Source organism: Bacillus sp. ISO11 (genome assembly GCF_003458115.1).
Classification (GTDB): domain Bacteria; phylum Bacillota; class Bacilli; order Bacillales; family Bacillaceae_G; genus Bacillus_A; species Bacillus_A cereus.
This window is the reverse complement of record NZ_QXCO01000003.1, coordinates 166,982-185,077: the sequence shown is the minus strand read 5'-3', so window position 1 is coordinate 185,077 and position 18,096 is coordinate 166,982. Positions and strand designations below refer to the sequence as shown.

Here is an 18,096-nt window from a genome sequence, read left to right as displayed (position 1 = left end):
GAACATCATGAAATACAAATTTATATTATTCGACGTAGACGATACATTATTAGATTTCCCTGAAACGGAAAGACACGCATTACATAATGCGTTTGTACAGTTTGGCATGCCTACAGGGTATAATGATCATCTTGCAAGTTATAAAGAGATTAGTAATGGATTATGGAGAGATTTAGAAAATAAAATGATTACGCTAAGTGAATTAGCCGTAGAGCGATTTAGACAATTATTTGCACTTCATAATATAGCCGTAGATGCGCAGCAATTTAGTGATGTATATCTTGAAAACTTAGGAAAAGAGGTACACCTTATAGAAGGTGCAGTGCAATTATGTGAAAATCTTCAAGATTGCAAGTTAGGTATTATTACGAATGGATATACGAAGGTGCAACAATCAAGAATCGGAAATTCGCCTTTATGTAATTTCTTTGATCACATTATTATTTCTGAAGAAGTTGGTCATCAAAAACCAGCGCGTGAGATTTTTGATTATGCATTTGAGAAATTTGGAATTACGGATAAATCAAGTGTACTAATGGTCGGAGATTCGCTAACTTCTGATATGAAAGGCGGAGAAGACTTCGGCATTGATACGTGTTGGTATAATCCGAGTTTGAAAGAGAATAAGACGAGTGTTAATCCGACTTATGAAGTGGAGAGTCTTCTACAAATTTTAGAAATTGTAGAAGTGGCTGAAGAAAAGGTAGCTTCATTTTAATTGTGCTGATATTTGTCGAAAAATCGATATATTGAAAAAATCGTTGATATATTGTAAGTTGTGATAGATATATTTGAAAAATCGCTCATGTAAATTCATATACTAAGATATAGAACAAAAAATAGCGCTACTATACAAGATCATTCACGTGTTATAATGCGTGAATTAAATATGCGTATATAAATAGTTTCTCAGAGTGATGCGATGTCATGTATGATTAGTGTAACAACTAGAGGTGAATAAAGGATGTTAACGTTTTTATTTGAGTTAGACAAGAATCTCCCGCAGAAGGATGAGCCACGGTATGATGCTTATTCAAAGGGCTTTATCGAAGGAGATGTAACGATTTGCGCGAGTGACAGTGTATTTTTTCAAAAATCATGTATGAAGGTTGCAGAGCTGGGGATTTATTTAGGTCAGTGGATGGAACAAGTTCAACATGGGCAGAACGTGCCTATGAAATATGAAACGGCTGACCGTGAAGAGGTAATTCTTGGTTTCTTCTACGAAGAGGATTATAATCAATGGAATGTTTTTTCCAGCTGGCAAGAATTTGAACTTCAAGAGCGTATAGCTACTACAACATTAATAGAGAGCGTTCAACGCTATTTATATGAGTTAAATAAGGAACTGCGCATGATAGAATATCCTGTGACGTTTGATCAGTACTTAAGAGGAGAGCGAATGATGCAGCTCTCTTACAAACGACCGTGTGATAGCAAAGCAGATACGACGCCGATAGAGGTTTATAATGGAAGTGAGCAAGTAGGTGTAGTAAGGGGCTATTATAAAAATACGCTGATGAGAGTGCTGGATTTTATTCCGAAAATTGGTAGTAATATTATTTATGAAATAAAGGATAGTAAGGACAATATTCGCGTCATTGCAAAGGATGTAAGTAGGCAGCGCCAAAGAAGGATTTTAGTAACGTACAAAGATAATCATGATGCAGAGCATGAAATACTTGTATGTGACGGAAAGTTATTGGATGCAAATTTCTTATTTACCTTTACATATAAGGCAGAAGAATATGTTGTCCATAAAACTTCATTTGGAATGGGAAAGTTATTACGAAAGGGCTATGTAATTGCAGATTGGAATATTCGTCTTGAGGAAGATATGTATTACATTGAGATGAATGTATATGATGAAGATTACATGCAGGATCAATACTTACTATTAGGCGTATTTCATGCGGTTTTATATGGATAATCAATGAGAAATACCGTCATTCTTCTTGGAAAGAATGACGGTATTTTTTATTTATCCTCAAAAATAAAAATCTCATCAATCGTACTATGTAATGCCTTCGCTATATCGTAAGCAAGTTGTAAGGAAGGATTGTATTTACCTTTTTCGAGATGACTAATTGTTTCACGTCGCACACCAACGCTCTTCGCTAAATCTTCTTGTGTCATGTTCAATTTGGCACGGTATTCTTTTATTTTCGTTACGAACGCCATGGTGCATCTTCCATTTCATCAATTGGTTTATCGAAAAAGAACATAGAAAAGCCGAATGTAAGAATGAGTGTGCCGAAAATAAGAGCGATATCAATCTCTTGTAGCGTAGGGTTTGGAAATAACATTTCAATAAACATAATGATTGTGGTAGTTAGTAATGTAACGATAAAGGCATTGCGACACGATTTATTGACAATTTGTTCAAACAGTTCATCGTGTTGAACTGTTCTATACGATGTGAAAAAGGAGAAGAAACAGAACATAGTAAACAATCCTTTTTCATAAAAAAATCCGAGGAAACCGAAGAAACCGAGAAATCCTAAATATTTTATCCAAGTTGTTTTCATGATAGGTCCTCCTTATGTTGTTAGAAATAAGTCACGTTATGTTATAAATATATCGCAATTGGATAGGAATGGTAATAATAGTTTTCCAGTTTGCTTCATAATAATAGTAAAAAGAGGAAATATGCTGCGAAATAAAGAGGATAATATTGTAAAATGGTTGTAAGGAGGGGGAGGAAGAAATGCTAACTTGGATCATGATCGTTGTATTACTTGTAGTGATTACTGTCATTGCGACGGTGTTAATTGGGCGGAATGGTGATGCAAATTATAGCAAAGCGACAAAGGGGAATATTAAACGCTTAACAATGATTTATATTATACTAGCTGTCGTTTTAGTTGTTGGATTAGGGGTGTATATTTATTTTAAAGGTTAAATAAACTGAAAAATGTAAAAATCTTAAAATAGAAGTATGCTATAATATCAATATAGTTATTTGGTAATTAAGGAAAGGATTGGATGGAATGATTGAAATTACGAATGTGTCAAAAAGTTATAATGGGTCTACCTATGCAGTAAAAGACTTAAGTTTATCTGTACCTAGCGGAGAAATTTTTGGATTTTTAGGACCGAATGGTGCGGGTAAATCAACGACAATTAAGATGATTACTGGCATTCATGGGGTGGACAAAGGGACAATTACGATTAACGGTATAGATATTATGAAAAATCCGATGGAAGCGAAAAAGACGTTTGGTTATGTGCCAGATAGCCCAGATATGTTTTTACGATTAAAAGGAATTGAATATTTAAACTTTATGGCAGATATGTATGAAGTGCCGAAAGACGTACGACAAGAGCGAATTGAGTCTTTAGCGAAGAAATTTGATCTTTACAATGCGTTATCGGATCAAATTCAAAGTTATTCGCACGGTATGAGACAAAAAATCGTTATTATTGGTGTGCTCGTGCATGAGCCAGATATATGGATTTTAGATGAACCGTTAACGGGGCTTGATCCGAAATCCGCATATATTTTAAAAGAAATGATGAGAGAACATGCGGATAAAGGAAAGATTGTATTTTTCTCGACACACGTATTAGAAGTAGCAGAAAAAATATGTGACCGCGTTGCAATTATTAATAAGGGGAATCTTCAGTTTAAAGGGAATTTAGATGAAATGAGAGATCATTTTAAATCCAATGAATCACTTGAAAAAATGTTCTTGGAGATGACGGGCAATGAGTAAAATTTGGACGTTAACGAAAGTATTATTAAAATTAAATTATGCAGATTTTATAACAGATAAGAAGAAGCGATGGGCGTATGTATTTTCATTTGCAGCCATTTTATTTGTCGGCTTTTTACTATTTGGTTCTATCACGCACGCAATGTATGAGGGAATGATACATTTAGGGCAAGATCCAGGAATGATTATCGCAATGGGACTTGCGATTGCGAGTATATGGGTATTTTTAATGAGTATAACGAACATTTTAACTGTATTTTACTACAGTAATGACATTGAAATGTTACTACCATTACCATTAAAACCAGCCCAGATTATTTCGGCAAAATTTTTAACAGTATTAATAACACAATACGTAATGAGTTCATTCATTTTATTACCAATCTTTATTACGTACGGATTAAAAAGTGGCGCATTTATTACATATTACATATACATGATTTTTATTTACTTACTCTTCCCGATTGTGCCGTTAGTACTAGCTTCGTTACTGATGACAGTTATTATGAGGTATACAAATATAGCAAAAAATAAAGACCGAGGAAATATATTTATTGGAATTGTAAGTATACTATTTATTGTAGGAATTAATGTATTTTTACAGTGGAAAAATAAAAGTTCGTTTTCTGAAGATGCAATTGCGGATTACCTTGCGAACAACCAATCTTCTCTTTTAGTACAAATGACAAACTATTTTCCAACTACATATTTCGGAGCAGTGGCATTAGTAGAAAATGCAAATTGGAAGGGTCCTTTATATGTATTAATCTTTGCACTTATTTCATTTGTATTTTTTGTGTTGTTTTATTACATTGCAGAGCGTACATATTTAAAAGGGGTTATTGGACTTTCAACGAGTACAGCAAAAAAAGAGGTCATTTCAGCCGAAGGATTACAGAAATCAACGGTACAAAGTTCACATTTAAAAGCGTATGTGAAAAAGGAATTTAAAACGTTATTCCGTACACCACAATTTTTCTTAAATTGTATTGTACAAACTTTCGTTATGCCGATTATGTTGTTCTTTATTTTATTTGTGCAAGATGGGAATTTAAAGTTTATTACAGAGTATATTAACAATCCAGAGACAACGGGATTTGCAATTGGTGTTGGCCTTTGTGCATCGTTATTTTTAATGGGTAGTAACGTCATTGCAACAACGTCATTTTCGCGAGATGGAAGCTCTTGGTTTGTGAATCGTTATTTACCAGTAAAGGCTTCGGATATCTTTTTTGCGAAAGCAATCACTGCTTGGTTAATTAATGTGATCATTTTAGCGGTATTCGGTATTACGATGGCAGTTGTAGCTGGGATTTCTCCAGTCTTTATGATACTGTGGTTTTTACTAAGTGCGAACGGGTTGTTATTAATTAATTTAATCGGAACACGCTGGGACGCACAAACTGCAGATATTCATTGGGATACAGAGCAGAAATTATTTAAAAGTCGATATACCACTTTGTGGAATTTTTTGGCTAATATTTTAATAGCTTTAATTATTGTGGGGGGAGTAAGTGTATTATACTTCTTCCTTCATGTCGGACTATGGGTTATGTTTATCGTTTTATTTGTAATGTTTACGATTGTAAATTATATCTTTATTAAAATGTTAAAATTAGGTGCTGAACGTATACTGTCAAATATTCAATAAGAAGATAGATCCTCTGTATTCATGCAGGGGATCTGTGTATAGATGGAGGAGAAAAAGGTGAAGAAAATAGCAATTGTAACAGGGGCAACTCGTCTGAATGGAATTGGTGCAGCTGTATGCAAGGTGCTTGCTCAAAAGGGGATAGACATTTTTTTCACGTACTGGCCAAAGTATGATAAAGCGATGCCATGGGGAATGAGTGATCAAGAACCCTTTTTGCTGAAAAAGGAAATTGAAAGTTACGATGTTCGATGTGAAATGGCAGAAATCAATTTATCGCAGTCTTATTCGCCAAATCGTTTGTTTTATATGGTATCAGAACGGTTAGGTGATCCATCTATTCTAGTTAATAATGCAGTATATTCTACTCATACGAGGATTGAGGAATTAGATGTAGAGCAGTTGGATAAACATTATACAGTTAATGTTCGGGCTACTATGCTATTAAGTTCATTGTTTATAAAACATTATTCACTTAAAACGGGCGGGAGTATTATTAATCTTACTTCAGGACAGTCAGTAGGCCCAATGCCAGATGAACTAGCATATGCAGCAACGAAAGGGGCAATCGAAGCATTTACAAAGTCAGTAGCACCAGTTGCAATGGAGAAGGGGATTACAGTGAATGCTGTAGATCCAGGACCGACGAATACAGGATGGATTACAGAGGAGCTGAAGCATCATTTAGTATGGAAATTCCCGCAAGGTAAAGTAGGAGAACCGGTGGATGCTGCGCGCTTAATTTCTTTTTTAGTAAGTGAAGAAGCGAAATGGGTTACTGGGCAAGTCATTCACTCGAATGGTGGTTATTCATAAAAATATTATGTTAACAAATGTTGAGAAACAAAAAACAAAAGAAAATTTTATTTTTTTGTATAAATAAAATGTCAAGAAAGATAAAAATTTGATAGAAGAGTATATTGTCATATGAAGATAGTAATTCTTAATGTGACAATATACTCTTTTTCTTTTACTTGCGAGCAGAAAAATGAAGTAGAAGAAACTCGAATATTAAAATGAGTTTATCAGTTTTTGTACGTATTATTATGAAGATTACTGTCGGAAAGATGATAATTCGTATGAAAAGGGATTTTTTAAGGGGGAATCGAATCGTAAAGGGGAGGATAAATTATGTAAAACATAGGGGGATTTATATGAAAATGAAAAAGGTCGCTATCGCATCGATTACAATTGGTACAATGCTTACTATGGCAGCTTGTAGTCCTTCAGTAGATAAAGAAACGGAAAAGAAAGAGCAAGTAACTGCGCAAAATGATGGAGAAGCAAAAACGACAAGTGCAGATGAAGCGTCAAAAACAACGAAAGATACTGAAAAAGAAACAAATACTTCTTCAAATGAAAAAACAGATAAGGATGCAAAAAATACGAAAGAATCATCAGGAACAGAAAGTAACGGCAAAACGTCAACTCAAAACGAAAATGTAAAAACAAAAGAAAAAGAAACGACAGGAAAAACGAATGATCAAACGACTAGCGGGAAAACAGCAGATTCAAGCACAAGTACAAACAATAACGGAAAGACAACGAAAGATCCGAAGAAAAGTGTTGCTGTGAAAACGAATGTTAAAGAAGTTGTAGCATTAATTGATAGCTTGGACAAGCAGTTAGCTGCTAATCCGAAATTGGAAACAGTGAATAAGCTTGGCAAACAAATTAATGAAAAGTGGGATGTGATTGAAAAAGAGCTAGAGGCATCACATCCGACGGATTCTAAAACAATCGGTCAAAGTATGTATCCGTTAATTGTAGGAGCGGAGAAAGAAAAAATCGATATTAATAAAATGAAATCTTTAACGACGAAAACGAAAAAAGATTTAAATCAGTTATTGACGAAACTTTCGTAGTTTCAAAAGCCTACTCGTGTGAGTAGGCCTTTTTTGGTTGTTATACTGTGCATAGTATAACTTATTTATTTTCATTTTCAATTACGATGCGAAAAGAACTGAATGCTTGTTGACTGACATAATCTTCTTCGCTAACTTTAAAAGGAAATGGAAAAGCGACGAGTTGAAAATTACTTTCCTGATCCACTGAAGGCAATATGAAATTAAAGATTTGCCTCGTTTCAGGTGCAAGCTTAGTATAAACAACTTTTCTATTGTTAAATATTTCAACTTGTTTCCAATCTTTAAAAGCCACGATTGCGTAAGTCATTTCATCATTTGTTTCATTACCGTTTGATAGAATTAATTGCTTGCCTTCCTTTTCAAAGAAGACAGTTTGTAAGTTCTCTTCACGGTTCGTAACAAATAATGGTTCGTAAAGACCATCTTTTAAAATTGCATCTGGATTTATAAGGGAGAATTTTATTTTTTTGTTTTCTTTCTGAAGAGGATGTATTGAATATCGCATACTTAGAATATCTTCTAAAATAGCTGCTTTATTTAAGTTATTATCTTTTAATTTGTATTCAGGTTTTTTAATTATTAAAAAGGTTAATTCACTTGCATTAGGAGAAGTGTGTAAAGAGATTTTCGTAGTAATTGAACTGTTTGGTTTCATATCAAAAAAATAGTGTGATATTTCATTAGTAGTATCTTCTATTTTAAAAGGTTTTTGTTCGTAATCTTCTAGAACAATTAATCCATATTTTCGGTTTTCATTAATAGTATGTACGAATGATAATGTTACATTAATTTTATTATCCTCACTAGTAATTGTACTGCCATTGTTAATGTGTTGGCCTTGATTATCCTTCAATCCGTAAGAAATAGTATTGGTTTGTTGCTCTCGTTTATTTTCTATGGAAGGTGGATGAGGTTGTATGATTGAAGTATTGAACAAAATATAAATTGTAAGTAATGAAATAAGTAAAACACCGCTAATAATATATATTTGTTTCATAAATAGCACCTCAATATATGTAAAATATTAGAGAAAAAAGATATGCAAGATGCATATCTTTTTTCTCTTTCTTACCAGAAAGCTTTTGTTTCGTGATTCACATCATTATAACCACTTAATTTATAGGTATGATTACCGATAGCGTAATCATCTCCATAATAAATGCTTGTGTTGGTCGCTGTAGCACTTACAAAGGATGATTTTTTTGCACTATTACTTTTCGTATTTACTAATGAGCCATCGCCATTGAAAGTTCTTGCTTTTGCATAAACATAGTCTTCGGTCGTAGTTGATTTCGATTTAGCAACTGCATATGGGTTACCAAAAAAGGGAGTATATACGCTAATGTTAGAGTCATTCTTAGGTGCAGCTGCAACAGTCAAACTAGGAACACTAGATGTTTTTGTTGATTGAATTGTATCAAAGTCAACTAAAACGGGCTGCTTGTCTACAGTATCGATCTCTGAAGCACTTGCGTTATTAGTAAAACCAAAACCTAAAACCGCTAACCCTAAAGTTGTCACCGATAAAGATTTTTTCATATTCACTAATTTTCCCACCTTTTTAAATTTTTGAGTTCGAACTCAATTCATACAATATATGAAAATTTCGAAACTCTCAATGGTTTATCCCATACTTAACTTTTCTTTTACTTTCGATTCAACATGTCTTCATTTGCAAAAAAGCGAATATATCTTCTAATGCTTAGCCAGCAAGGGATACAGGTTTAATTTTATGAAATTCATGTAAATTTAAATCTATTCATGTCATAATCTCTGTTATTTTTAAGTTCATATGGGAAACTTATTAAAAAAAGGATGGTGACAAAAATGACAATCGATCGAATTTGTACAATTGGACCCGCAAGTAATAATAAAGAAACATTAGCACAGTTAATAAAGAATGGTATGAAAATTGTTCGACTGAATTTATCGCATGGCACGCATGAAAGTCATAAAGACATCATTCGTTTAGTGAAATCATTAGATGACTCTATTAAATTTTTGGGTGATGTACAAGGACCTAAAATAAGATTAGGTGAAGTGAAGGGAGGGCAAATTACACTTCAGGCAGGAGATTCTTTTATTTTACATACACAACCAGTTACAGGGAGTAATACAGAAGCGAGTGTTGATTATGAAGGAATACCGAATGATGTGAAAGTAGACAGTAGAATTTTGATTAATGATGGAGAAGTTGAATTAATTGTTGAAAAGATAAGTACGGACAAAATAGAAACGAAGGTAAAAACAGGTGGCAATATCTCATCCCATAAAGGAGTTAATTTACCAGATGCGGCTGTTCGTTTACCAGCTATTACAGAGAAAGATAAAAAAGATATTCAGTTTCTTTTAGAGGAGAATGTTGATTTTATCGCGTGTTCTTTCGTAAGAAAACCTAGTCATATAAAAGAAATACGAGATTTTATACAACAGTATAAAGAAACGTCACCTAATGTAATTGCAAAAATAGAAACGATGGAAGCAATCGAGAATTTTCAAGATATATGTAAAGAAGCAGATGGAATTATGATTGCAAGGGGCGATTTAGGAGTAGAGTTACCGTATCAATGCATTCCGCTTTTACAGAAAATGATGATTCAGGAATGTAATCGAATGAATACATATGTCATTACAGCAACACAAATGCTTCAATCTATGGTAGATCATTCTATTCCAACAAGGGCTGAGGTGACTGATGTGTTTCAAGCTGTACTGGACGGGACGAATGCAGTTATGCTTTCAGCTGAAAGTGCATCAGGAGAACATCCAATCGAAAGTGTGAGAACATTACGTCTCGTTTCAGAATTTGCGGAGCATGTTAAAAAAGATGGACCTTTTGCGATGAAAGATGTACTGCGATTACTGCGTGAGTCTCTGGATGAGTAATAAAAAGAGGGCGGATATACATCCGCCCCCGTGTTTTTCATTCATACTATTCTTGCTCTTGCTCATCCAAAATCTTTTCAAACGCAGCAGATACTTTATCAAACTCTTCATCATTTTCAATGTATGAAAACTCATTATCTTCTTCTACTTTTAAAAAGAAAATATCAATGTCTTCCTCAGTTTCTGTTTGGATATCTTCAACAAAGGCAACTGCAATATATTCTGCGCCTTCGACATCCATCGCTCCAAGTACTTCTACTTCTTGCTCTTCGTTATTCTCATCACTAAGAGTAAACACTTCGCCAACTTCAATATCAGACATATTCATTCTCCTCCTGTTCGACTCTAAAAAATAGAGTGCTCAAACTGCATACATACTAATATATCTTTCCATGAAAAACCAAATTCATACATAAGAAAAACGACTAATAGTTCTTTAGTATAAGTATCCAGCTATTAGGAGCATTATTTGTGTGTGCTATATTACTTAATCCATTCAACAATTGTATCCATAGTCTGTCTTGTTTTATCACGTTTTGGATCTTCTTTACGGTAACCAAAGGCAACCATAACTGATACTTCAAGATTATCGCCTTGTATAATGCCTTCTTGACGAAGTAAGGAGTCTACTTTCTCTTTATCGAATCCTTCTATCGGACAAGAATCAATGCCGATTTGAGCTGCGCTCGTCATCATATTACCTAAAGCAATATAAGTTTGTTTAGATGCCCAATCAAATACAGTACGATCGGATTGTAATAAGTTAAAATCTGTTTCCTGGAACTTTTTGAAGAATTCATATCTAATTTTTTGAGTGTCTTCAGGCAATCCAATAATATCGTTCATCATATATTTAATATACTCTGCATCATAATGCATATCTTTAATGTTTCTTGAAAGAACAATGACGAAATGGCTTGCTGTTGCAAGTTGCCCACCAGCGCCCCATGAATACGGTTGTAGTTTTTCTCTTAATTCTTTATTTTGTACGACAATAAATTTCCAAGGTTCATATCCAAAAGAAGAAGGAGATAATCTGCCTGTTTCTAAAATGAATTTAAAATCCTCTTCTGAAATTTTGTGCATAGGATCGAACTCTTTACATGCATGTCTGAAATGAAAAGCCTCCATAATTTTCTCTTTTGTAATTTCGTTTGTATTTGTCATAAAAGTTCCTCTTTTCGTTAATTTATTTTGTAAGTAAATTATATTTTTAAAGTAACATAGATACAAGTACGCACATTTATGTGTTATAGTATCAAAAAAGATACTATTGTTAAGGGAAGGGATTTATTATGGATTGTTCAAATGAAAAAAATATAAATTACCCATTTTTAAATAAATATTCTTGTCCAGTTGAAGCGATGGTAGAGGTGATTGGTGGAAAATGGAAAGGTGTTATTTTGTATCATTTATTAGATGGAAAAAAGAGGTTTAATGAATTAAAAAGATTAAAACCTAATATCACACAAAGAATGTTAACACTTCAGCTGAGAGAACTTGAAGCAGATGGCATCATACATCGTGAAGTATACCGTGAAGTGCCACCTAAAGTAGAATATTCGTTAACCGATCTTGGTGAATCACTACGTCCAGTGATTCTATTAATGATGGAATGGGCAACTCATAATATGGAGAAAGTTTTGGAGAGTAGGAATACGAAAAATAATAATTAAGAGTTGAAATTGTTATAGAAGAAATAATTGTAGAAATAAAAGGTGTTTCCATACGTGAAAACACCTTTTATTTTTAAATTTTTTTACTTTTTAACTTCAACTGCTGAAGTTGGAAAATTATTTAAGTTTGCAATTTGACCATACCAATCAGCGTGTTTAAAAACAACACCTTTTCCATATCCGTCCGTTGAAGTACGTTCCCATAGCGTTGTTGAATAGCTAGCAGTGGGGGATGCTGTACGTACAGAAACAATTTGATTTTGCCAACTAGCAGACAAGTTTTTATAACCGCTACTTAGAGAAAAATACTCGCTACCTTGATTTGTGTGTTTATAGAAGTCTGTACTACCAGGTCCGCTTCCACCAACACCAAGGGGAGTGATTGAATTATTCAACCTTTGTTTATCTTTTTCAATAAAAGACTCTAAACTTTCTTTGCTCGAAAATCCATAAGATAACCAGTCTCCATTTTGATTTTGTTTCGGTAGAACTAACGTTATTTTTACGTCTTCCTTTGATGGAGCACTCAATTTGTTAAACGAATCAACAGTCTTTTCATCTACAGTTACATATTCGAAAGAGGAAATCGAATAATCCTTTTCGGTACTAGCTGATACTAATCCCACTCCTCCAGTTAACGACGAAACAGTTAATAATGCACCTGCTATCAACTTTTTAAGCATGGATTCATCTCCTTAAAACTTAGATTTTTTACATAACTAAAATGTATGTTAATTTGAATGTTTTATAAATATTTAGAAATTTATAAAAATTAAACAGAATATTCTTTTATTATTCTGGAGTAAGGAAAGTAATTAAAAAGTAAACCCTTTTTGCTGACCTATTTCAAAACTCAATGGATTAAAGTTTCGTTTTATCCATCTATGAATCATAAACTTCTTTTGCATTCGTAGAAGGAGCATCCAATAAAAGGAAAATGGCTGCTATCATATGTAGAACGATTACTATATAAGGAAAGAAGGCAAAACTAGAGTAACGATAATGCCGATATAATGAGGGTACGTATTCATGTCTACTTTTTTAGCTAATAAAATAGTAGTGATATGTAACACAATCAATAGAAGTAAAGGTATCCCATATAGGTTAACAAGACTTGGAAATACATAATAACAAGGAAGTAATAAAAGATGATAGATCCCTGTAGTCCACTTTAGTGCTTGTATGTAGGTTTTCAAAGTGAATCCTCCTAAAATAATTAATATATATATCACCAAAAATAATAGGTAATTTGATATTATATATTTGTAGTTTTGAGTGGATTATAATTGTTTTATGTAAACTAATTATTGGTAGCTATAAAATAAAAAAACCACCCAAACGAGGGTGGTTCGTATTATAAATAACTACTTAAAGAAGAAAGGGAGACCTTCACTTCACTACCTTTTTTCATATTCCGCAGCATAGCGGTTTCTGTACTAAGTTCTTCTTCCCCAATAATAAGCACGTAAGGGATATTCTCTTTATTGGCATAATTAAGGGCACGTTTTAATTTGCGTCCTGCTAGTTCTAGTTCGACTTTTAAGGAAGTGGTGGAACGTAATTGCTGGGCAATTTGTAAGCATTGTAACTCTGTCCCGAGCGGGATGATAAATACATCCGCTGTAGATGATATCGTTTCTTTCTGTGATAGTGCTGTATAAATAACGTCTAAACCGAATGAAATACCGACTGTTGGATAGTTCATATTATCACTGCGGAATGCCCCAATAATATTATCGTATCGCCCTCCGCTACCGATGCTGGATGTAATTGATCCATCTTTTAAAAAGATTTCATATACGGTACCTGTATACATTGTGAGTCCTCGCGCTAAAAACGGATTAAATATCGTATTTTCATTTATTCCAAGGGCGATTAAATATTGCTGTAATTGTTGTAGTTCGTTTACTCCATCGGCAACGAGTGGATTATTGAAAGCTTCTTTAAAGTCAGCGATAGTAAGCTTTAGACAAGATAATACAGTATTACATATCGTATCAGCCATTTCTTCAGAAATTCCGCGCTCTAATACATCTTTTCGTACACCATCAATCCCAATCTTTTCGATTTTATCTAATGATAAAATGACGTCACTTGTTAACTCAGTAGGGATGTTAATGGCCTGAAGAATACCATTTAACAATTTTCGGTTATTATATTGGATCGTTATCTCTAAGTTTAACGTTCGGAACAGCTCAAACGCCATACTCATGAGTTCCGCTTCTGCCATGACTGATTCTACACCGACTATATCAACGTCGCATTGTATAAATTCACGAAATCTTCCTTGTTTAATTGGCCCATCTCGAAATACTTTCCCAATTTCATACCGTTTAAAAGGGAGGCGGATGTTCTGGTTCATTGCCACGACTTTTGCGAATGGAATAGTTAAATCGTATCGTAACGCAAGGTCACGTTTTCCTTGATCCTCAAGTGTATATATTTCTTTTAATATTTCATCGCCACCGCCGTACTTGTAAGACATAAGCTCATACATATTTAACGTCGGCGTTTCTAAAGGTTTGCATCCGTATCGTTCAAACGTATCTTCACAAGCTCTTTTAATTTTATTTCGCAGCACTTGCTCCTCTGGTAAATAGTCTTTCGTTCCTTTTACATTTCTCATTTCCATCATAATCACTCCTTTTTCAAATTAAAAAAAGCTATGCAGGTATAAAAATACCCACATAGCTTTATGAACGCTTCGTGGGTCAACAGGAAAAGCCCTGTACCCACGAAGAAAAAAATTTTCTTCGGATACACGGCGTTACGTATGATGATGAAGTTGGAAAGAAGTATTAACATTTCGCATTGCAAATCTCTCCTTAACGTAAGTTTTTCCAAATTATATCAGATGATTTTTGAATTATCAATATTTTTAGTTTTGAAAAATACGCGAAGTTATGTAGGAGAAATGGAAAAGGGTGTATAATAAAACTTAATAATATGAAATAACCTTTTAAGGAGAACGTTATGAAAAAAGATAAAACAAATGCGATGCGAATATTAGATAAAGAAAAAGTTGAATATTCGATGATGTCATATGATCCAGACGATGGGAAAATTGATGGCGTATCAGTAGCCGAGAAAATTGGACGAGAAGTGAGAGAAGTATATAAAACGTTAATCGCTCAAGGGAATAGTAAAAATTATCATGTGTTTATTATTCCGGTGGATGAGGAACTAAATTTAAAAGCTGCGGCAAAAGCGGTAAGTGAAAAGAAAATTGAAATGATTCCTGTAAAAGATATTACGAAAGTGTCAGGATATATTCGCGGCGGTTGTTCACCAGTTGGAATGAAAAAGTTATTTTCTACATGTATTGATGCGAGTGCTCAATCGCTTGAAACGATGATAGTAAGCGGCGGGAGAATTGGTATACAAATTGAGCTGAAAGTAGATGACTTGGCGAAAGTGACGAGAGCGCAGTTTGGTGAAGTAACGAAATAATGATACATAGGAAAAGAAGTTCTAGTTTTATCCCACTATTTGCCGGGCAGTAAGACCCTCACCTCGAAATTCAGCGGAAGCAAAGAAATTAGGTAGGGATTAACTGCAAGTAAAAGCTCGATTGGTGAGGGCTGATAATCAGTGGGGATGAATAAAACCCCCACTGATTAAAGTGTCACTTTATTGAATTTAGATAATAATTTAGAGGATAGTTAGTCCATTATGGGGCTGATTATCCTTTTTTATTTACAAATTGGATAAAGATTGAATGTTTAGTTTGATATAGGTATGTAATCTGAATTGTTTGTTTGGCTTTGAGAGGAGGTAAAGCCTCGATGCAAGAACTTTAAATAAGTTACTCTTAAAGATAGACAAGTGACGGGAGAGTGTTCAATGGGGGTTCAAGAAATACCCTAAGAAAGCAAGTATTGGGGGCAGTGTTTTTGCCCCCTAAGCTAAGAGTATGCAAGATTTTATACAGTTTTTGGCTAATCCAGTAACAAACAAGAGCACTAAAACCGCGTTAGGATAGGAATGTACAAAAAATGTATAGATTCATAGAACTAAAAAAGAAGTGTCACTTGTGAGAGCAGGGTTGTCCTTTTTCATTGCTACTGATAATGAGACGTTATGTTAACTAATTTTGAATATCGTATACAGACTAAAAACAGAGAAAACTTCCTGTTGTGTAGGGTATTTTTTCTGTTTTTTTGATGATAGTTGTTAACTAATGTCTCACATTTCAAAAAAACAACTTTTTTGTTTGCTTGTCCACACCATTTCACCTCTTTGTGAATTTTATAGTATTAAAGGAGGTGAAAAGAATGAATGAAGATATTATTTCAATTGGAGCAAATTGTATAGTGAGAATTAGAAACAGATTCTTTCTTTTAGTAGAAATTGAAGTGGAAGTTGGAAATGTAGCCATAGAGGAATTTGTTTTTATTCGAATATCTGAGCAAGAAGCTAGAACATTGTTAGCAGGGGGTATTCAACGTTGTACTATTTCCAATTGTATTCCTAGGTCTCATGATGATTTAGAAGTAGAATTCATTTGTGTTTTAATCGTAGGTGGGGAAGCATTTGCGGTTTTTGATGTAGAAGACGATGTTGATGAAGCTGTACTTGTTCCAATTTCATTAAGAGAAGCCGAGCGTTTAATCTGTAGAGGAGCAAGACGATGTACAGTTATTAATAGATAAGAGTAAGCCTTTTGGGTACTAAAGAGGTTTCATTTTGTGTGGCTTCTTGTAAGAATGATTATGGAAATATGTATATCCTCCAGAGTACTTAACTGGAGGATGTTTTTTAGACTTCTAGATGTATTAACTACTGATAATGAGACGTTATATTAATTAGGTTTGGATATTGTATACATCGTCTTTTCTTCAACTAAGAGTGCAGATTCATACAGTAAAAATTACTTTTTTAACTATAAAATAAGAAGAAATGAACCTATATTACTACTGATAGAGCTATGTTATAATGAAAATAAGGGTTTTATCCTTATTTTCATTATATAGGAGAGTGTTTAACATGATTATCAAGTTCATTCGTTTACGTTAATTTTAAACACAATTCGTTATGCCCGACTATTTTTTTTCAAAATGTGTGGGTTTATTTGGTTGTGTCTTTTTTTATTAACTAAATACGAATGAAATGAGGAGTTAATCATGACTGAACAGATTATTAAAATTAATAAAATTGATATATGTACAGAGAGCTTTGGCAATTCAGCAGATCCAGCAGTCTTACTAATTATGGGAGCCATGTGTTCAATGGTTTATTGGGATGAAGAATTTTGTCAACAATTAGCTGATACGGGCCGATATGTTATTCGTTATGATAATAGAGATGTCGGACGGTCAACTACTTATGAACCGGGGAGTTCCCACTATACTGTGGTAGATATGGCTGATGATGCGATTGGGGTACTCGATGCATATCATATTGACGAAGCACATATTGTTGGAATGTCATTGGGTGGAATGATTGCTCAAATTGTAGCCTTAAGGAACCCTGAGAGAGTTATAAGTATAACTTTGATTGCATCAGGTATTTTTGGTTCTGAAGATAACGACCGAAATTTGCCTCCGATCGATGAAAAGATACTCGCTTACCATACTAATGCGGCCAAACTAAATTGGTCGGATGAAGAATCTGTTGCAAATTACTTGGTTGCAGGATCAGCATTACTTTGTGGTTCAAAGCATAAATTCGATAAGAAGAGGGCTTATAAGCAGGTAGAAAACGAAATAAAACGGGCAAATAATCTACTCAGTATGTTTAATCATTCCCTTCTTAAAGGTGAGGATTCTTATGAGGGGAGATTAAAAGAAATCAATATACCTACTTTGGTTATCCATGGTACAGAAGATACAGTGCTTTCATACGAGCATGGTCTTGCTCTTGTTAATGAAATTCCGCATGCTGTGTTATTACCCTTAGAAGGATCGGGTCACGAGATTCACTGTGACGATTGGAATCATATAATCAACGCTATTTTGAATCATACTTCAGTCCTGTAATCATTATAGAAATCGTATAAAACAAAAAATATTTGGAAAAAGGGTTACAATCGAATCTGTAACCCTTTTTTTCTATTAAAAATCAATTTTAGAACTGTTACTCATTTAAAGAATAGTAATACACTTAGTTATTAGTATTTAATTTCAATAACGAAAATTATGTAAATAAGCTGTTCACTGGATTCCCATAGAAAACTGTGGTGAGATGAGATTTTTGATTTTGAAGTACTTCAAAATCTTAGCTAGATGCCTTTTTATTAAGTTTAATATCTATGACCTAAATATAATAGAATTTGAAGCTTCTTTTTATTTTAAATAAAT

The 18,096-nt window shown here is 33.7% G+C and carries 20 protein-coding genes and 1 pseudogene; 12 read left to right on the top strand and 9 right to left on the bottom strand.

The window, feature by feature from the left end; genetic code table 11:
• The first annotated feature begins 7 nt into the window (after nucleotides 1-7).
• Together D1166_RS04665 and D1166_RS04660 are read left to right on the top strand one after the other, a co-directional pair.
• Nucleotides 8-718 carry a YjjG family noncanonical pyrimidine nucleotidase gene (locus tag D1166_RS04665; RefSeq protein ID WP_000875414.1) on the top strand — a complete coding sequence of 237 codons (711 nt, stop codon included), beginning with the start codon at nucleotides 8-10 and terminating at the stop codon, nucleotides 716-718.
• A 246-nt stretch (nucleotides 719-964) separates the two neighbouring features.
• Nucleotides 965-1,930, top strand: a complete 966-nt coding sequence (locus D1166_RS04660; protein WP_000955104.1) for a tubby C-terminal domain-like protein — start codon at nucleotides 965-967, stop codon at nucleotides 1,928-1,930.
• 47 nt (nucleotides 1,931-1,977) lie between these two features.
• Here D1166_RS04660 and D1166_RS04655 read toward each other — a convergent pair whose 3' ends face one another.
• Complete coding sequence (locus tag D1166_RS04655) at nucleotides 1,978-2,181, bottom strand: helix-turn-helix transcriptional regulator (RefSeq protein WP_044795176.1); 204 nt, start codon at nucleotides 2,179-2,181, stop codon at nucleotides 1,978-1,980.
• Nucleotides 2,169-2,528, bottom strand: a complete 360-nt coding sequence (locus D1166_RS04650; protein ID WP_000859225.1) for a DUF3796 domain-containing protein — start codon at nucleotides 2,526-2,528, stop codon at nucleotides 2,169-2,171. The genes D1166_RS04655 and D1166_RS04650 overlap by 13 nt, the downstream gene beginning before the upstream one ends.
• A 179-nt stretch (nucleotides 2,529-2,707) precedes the next feature.
• On the opposite strand from D1166_RS04650, the gene D1166_RS04645 reads away from it, so the two are divergent.
• The 5 genes from D1166_RS04645 to D1166_RS04625 all read left to right on the top strand — a co-directional run bounded on the left by D1166_RS04645 (nucleotide 2,708) and on the right by D1166_RS04625 (nucleotide 7,232).
• On the top strand, nucleotides 2,708-2,902 hold the full coding sequence (locus D1166_RS04645) for a hypothetical protein (protein ID WP_000958863.1): 195 nt from the start codon (nucleotides 2,708-2,710) through the stop codon (nucleotides 2,900-2,902).
• A gap of 88 nt (nucleotides 2,903-2,990) precedes the next feature.
• On the top strand, nucleotides 2,991-3,716 hold the full coding sequence (locus D1166_RS04640) for an ABC transporter ATP-binding protein (protein ID WP_000570193.1): 726 nt from the start codon (nucleotides 2,991-2,993) through the stop codon (nucleotides 3,714-3,716).
• Nucleotides 3,709-5,367: a putative ABC transporter permease subunit gene (locus tag D1166_RS04635; protein ID WP_000036887.1), complete on the top strand. Its 1,659-nt coding sequence runs from the start codon at nucleotides 3,709-3,711 to the stop codon at nucleotides 5,365-5,367. Before D1166_RS04640 ends, D1166_RS04635 begins: the two co-directional genes overlap by 8 nt.
• Nucleotides 5,368-5,424: 57 nt before the next feature.
• Nucleotides 5,425-6,183, top strand: coding sequence for an SDR family oxidoreductase (locus tag D1166_RS04630; protein ID WP_000716965.1), 759 nt, complete (start codon nucleotides 5,425-5,427; stop codon nucleotides 6,181-6,183).
• Nucleotides 6,184-6,521: 338 nt separating this feature from the next.
• The gene (locus D1166_RS04625) at nucleotides 6,522-7,232 is read left to right on the top strand and encodes a hypothetical protein (protein ID WP_088361257.1); all 711 of its coding nucleotides are present in this window, start codon (nucleotides 6,522-6,524) and stop codon (nucleotides 7,230-7,232) included.
• A gap of 61 nt (nucleotides 7,233-7,293) precedes the next feature.
• Here D1166_RS04625 and D1166_RS04620 read toward each other — a convergent pair whose 3' ends face one another.
• Together D1166_RS04620 and D1166_RS04615 are read right to left on the bottom strand one after the other, a co-directional pair.
• Nucleotides 7,294-8,232: a hypothetical protein gene (locus tag D1166_RS04620; protein WP_088361256.1), complete on the bottom strand. Its 939-nt coding sequence runs from the start codon at nucleotides 8,230-8,232 to the stop codon at nucleotides 7,294-7,296.
• Between the two features lie 71 nt (nucleotides 8,233-8,303).
• Nucleotides 8,304-8,780 (bottom strand): XoxI protein, encoded by a 477-nt coding sequence (locus tag D1166_RS04615; protein ID WP_088361255.1) that lies wholly within the window; start codon nucleotides 8,778-8,780, stop codon nucleotides 8,304-8,306.
• Between the two features lie 282 nt (nucleotides 8,781-9,062).
• Between D1166_RS04615 and D1166_RS04610 the strand changes: the two genes are divergently transcribed.
• Complete coding sequence (locus D1166_RS04610) at nucleotides 9,063-10,121, top strand: pyruvate kinase (RefSeq protein ID WP_118043254.1); 1,059 nt, start codon at nucleotides 9,063-9,065, stop codon at nucleotides 10,119-10,121.
• Nucleotides 10,122-10,167: 46 nt separating this feature from the next.
• Here D1166_RS04610 and D1166_RS04605 read toward each other — a convergent pair whose 3' ends face one another.
• On the bottom strand, nucleotides 10,168-10,449 hold the full coding sequence (locus tag D1166_RS04605) for a DUF1292 domain-containing protein (RefSeq protein ID WP_002005464.1): 282 nt from the start codon (nucleotides 10,447-10,449) through the stop codon (nucleotides 10,168-10,170).
• A 155-nt stretch (nucleotides 10,450-10,604) separates the two neighbouring features.
• Nucleotides 10,605-11,288: an NAD(P)H-dependent oxidoreductase gene (locus tag D1166_RS04600; RefSeq protein WP_000185718.1), complete on the bottom strand. Its 684-nt coding sequence runs from the start codon at nucleotides 11,286-11,288 to the stop codon at nucleotides 10,605-10,607.
• A 128-nt stretch (nucleotides 11,289-11,416) separates the two neighbouring features.
• On the opposite strand from D1166_RS04600, the gene D1166_RS04595 reads away from it, so the two are divergent.
• Nucleotides 11,417-11,797, top strand: coding sequence for a winged helix-turn-helix transcriptional regulator (locus D1166_RS04595; protein WP_065224235.1), 381 nt, complete (start codon nucleotides 11,417-11,419; stop codon nucleotides 11,795-11,797).
• 83 nt (nucleotides 11,798-11,880) lie between these two features.
• Here D1166_RS04595 and D1166_RS04590 read toward each other — a convergent pair whose 3' ends face one another.
• The 3 genes and pseudogenes from D1166_RS04590 to D1166_RS04580 all read right to left on the bottom strand — a co-directional run bounded on the left by D1166_RS04590 (nucleotide 11,881) and on the right by D1166_RS04580 (nucleotide 14,429).
• Nucleotides 11,881-12,480: a hypothetical protein gene (locus D1166_RS04590; RefSeq protein ID WP_086410529.1), complete on the bottom strand. Its 600-nt coding sequence runs from the start codon at nucleotides 12,478-12,480 to the stop codon at nucleotides 11,881-11,883.
• Nucleotides 12,481-12,679: 199 nt separating this feature from the next.
• Nucleotides 12,680-12,993: pseudogene (locus D1166_RS04585) on the bottom strand (hypothetical protein).
• 158 nt (nucleotides 12,994-13,151) lie between these two features.
• On the bottom strand, nucleotides 13,152-14,429 hold the full coding sequence (locus D1166_RS04580) for a histidine--tRNA ligase (RefSeq protein WP_088361253.1): 1,278 nt from the start codon (nucleotides 14,427-14,429) through the stop codon (nucleotides 13,152-13,154).
• Nucleotides 14,430-14,770: 341 nt separating this feature from the next.
• Between D1166_RS04580 and ybaK the strand changes: the two genes are divergently transcribed.
• The 3 genes from ybaK to mle all read left to right on the top strand — a co-directional run bounded on the left by ybaK (nucleotide 14,771) and on the right by mle (nucleotide 17,775).
• Nucleotides 14,771-15,247 (top strand): Cys-tRNA(Pro) deacylase, encoded by a 477-nt coding sequence (gene ybaK / locus D1166_RS04575; protein WP_088046437.1) that lies wholly within the window; start codon nucleotides 14,771-14,773, stop codon nucleotides 15,245-15,247.
• Nucleotides 15,248-16,071: 824 nt separating this feature from the next.
• Nucleotides 16,072-16,449 carry a hypothetical protein gene (locus D1166_RS04570; protein WP_001001284.1) on the top strand — a complete coding sequence of 126 codons (378 nt, stop codon included), beginning with the start codon at nucleotides 16,072-16,074 and terminating at the stop codon, nucleotides 16,447-16,449.
• Nucleotides 16,450-16,920: 471 nt separating this feature from the next.
• Nucleotides 16,921-17,775 (top strand): alpha/beta fold macrolide esterase, encoded by an 855-nt coding sequence (mle, locus tag D1166_RS04565; RefSeq protein WP_016118311.1) that lies wholly within the window; start codon nucleotides 16,921-16,923, stop codon nucleotides 17,773-17,775.
• The last annotated feature ends 321 nt before the right edge of the window (nucleotides 17,776-18,096 follow it).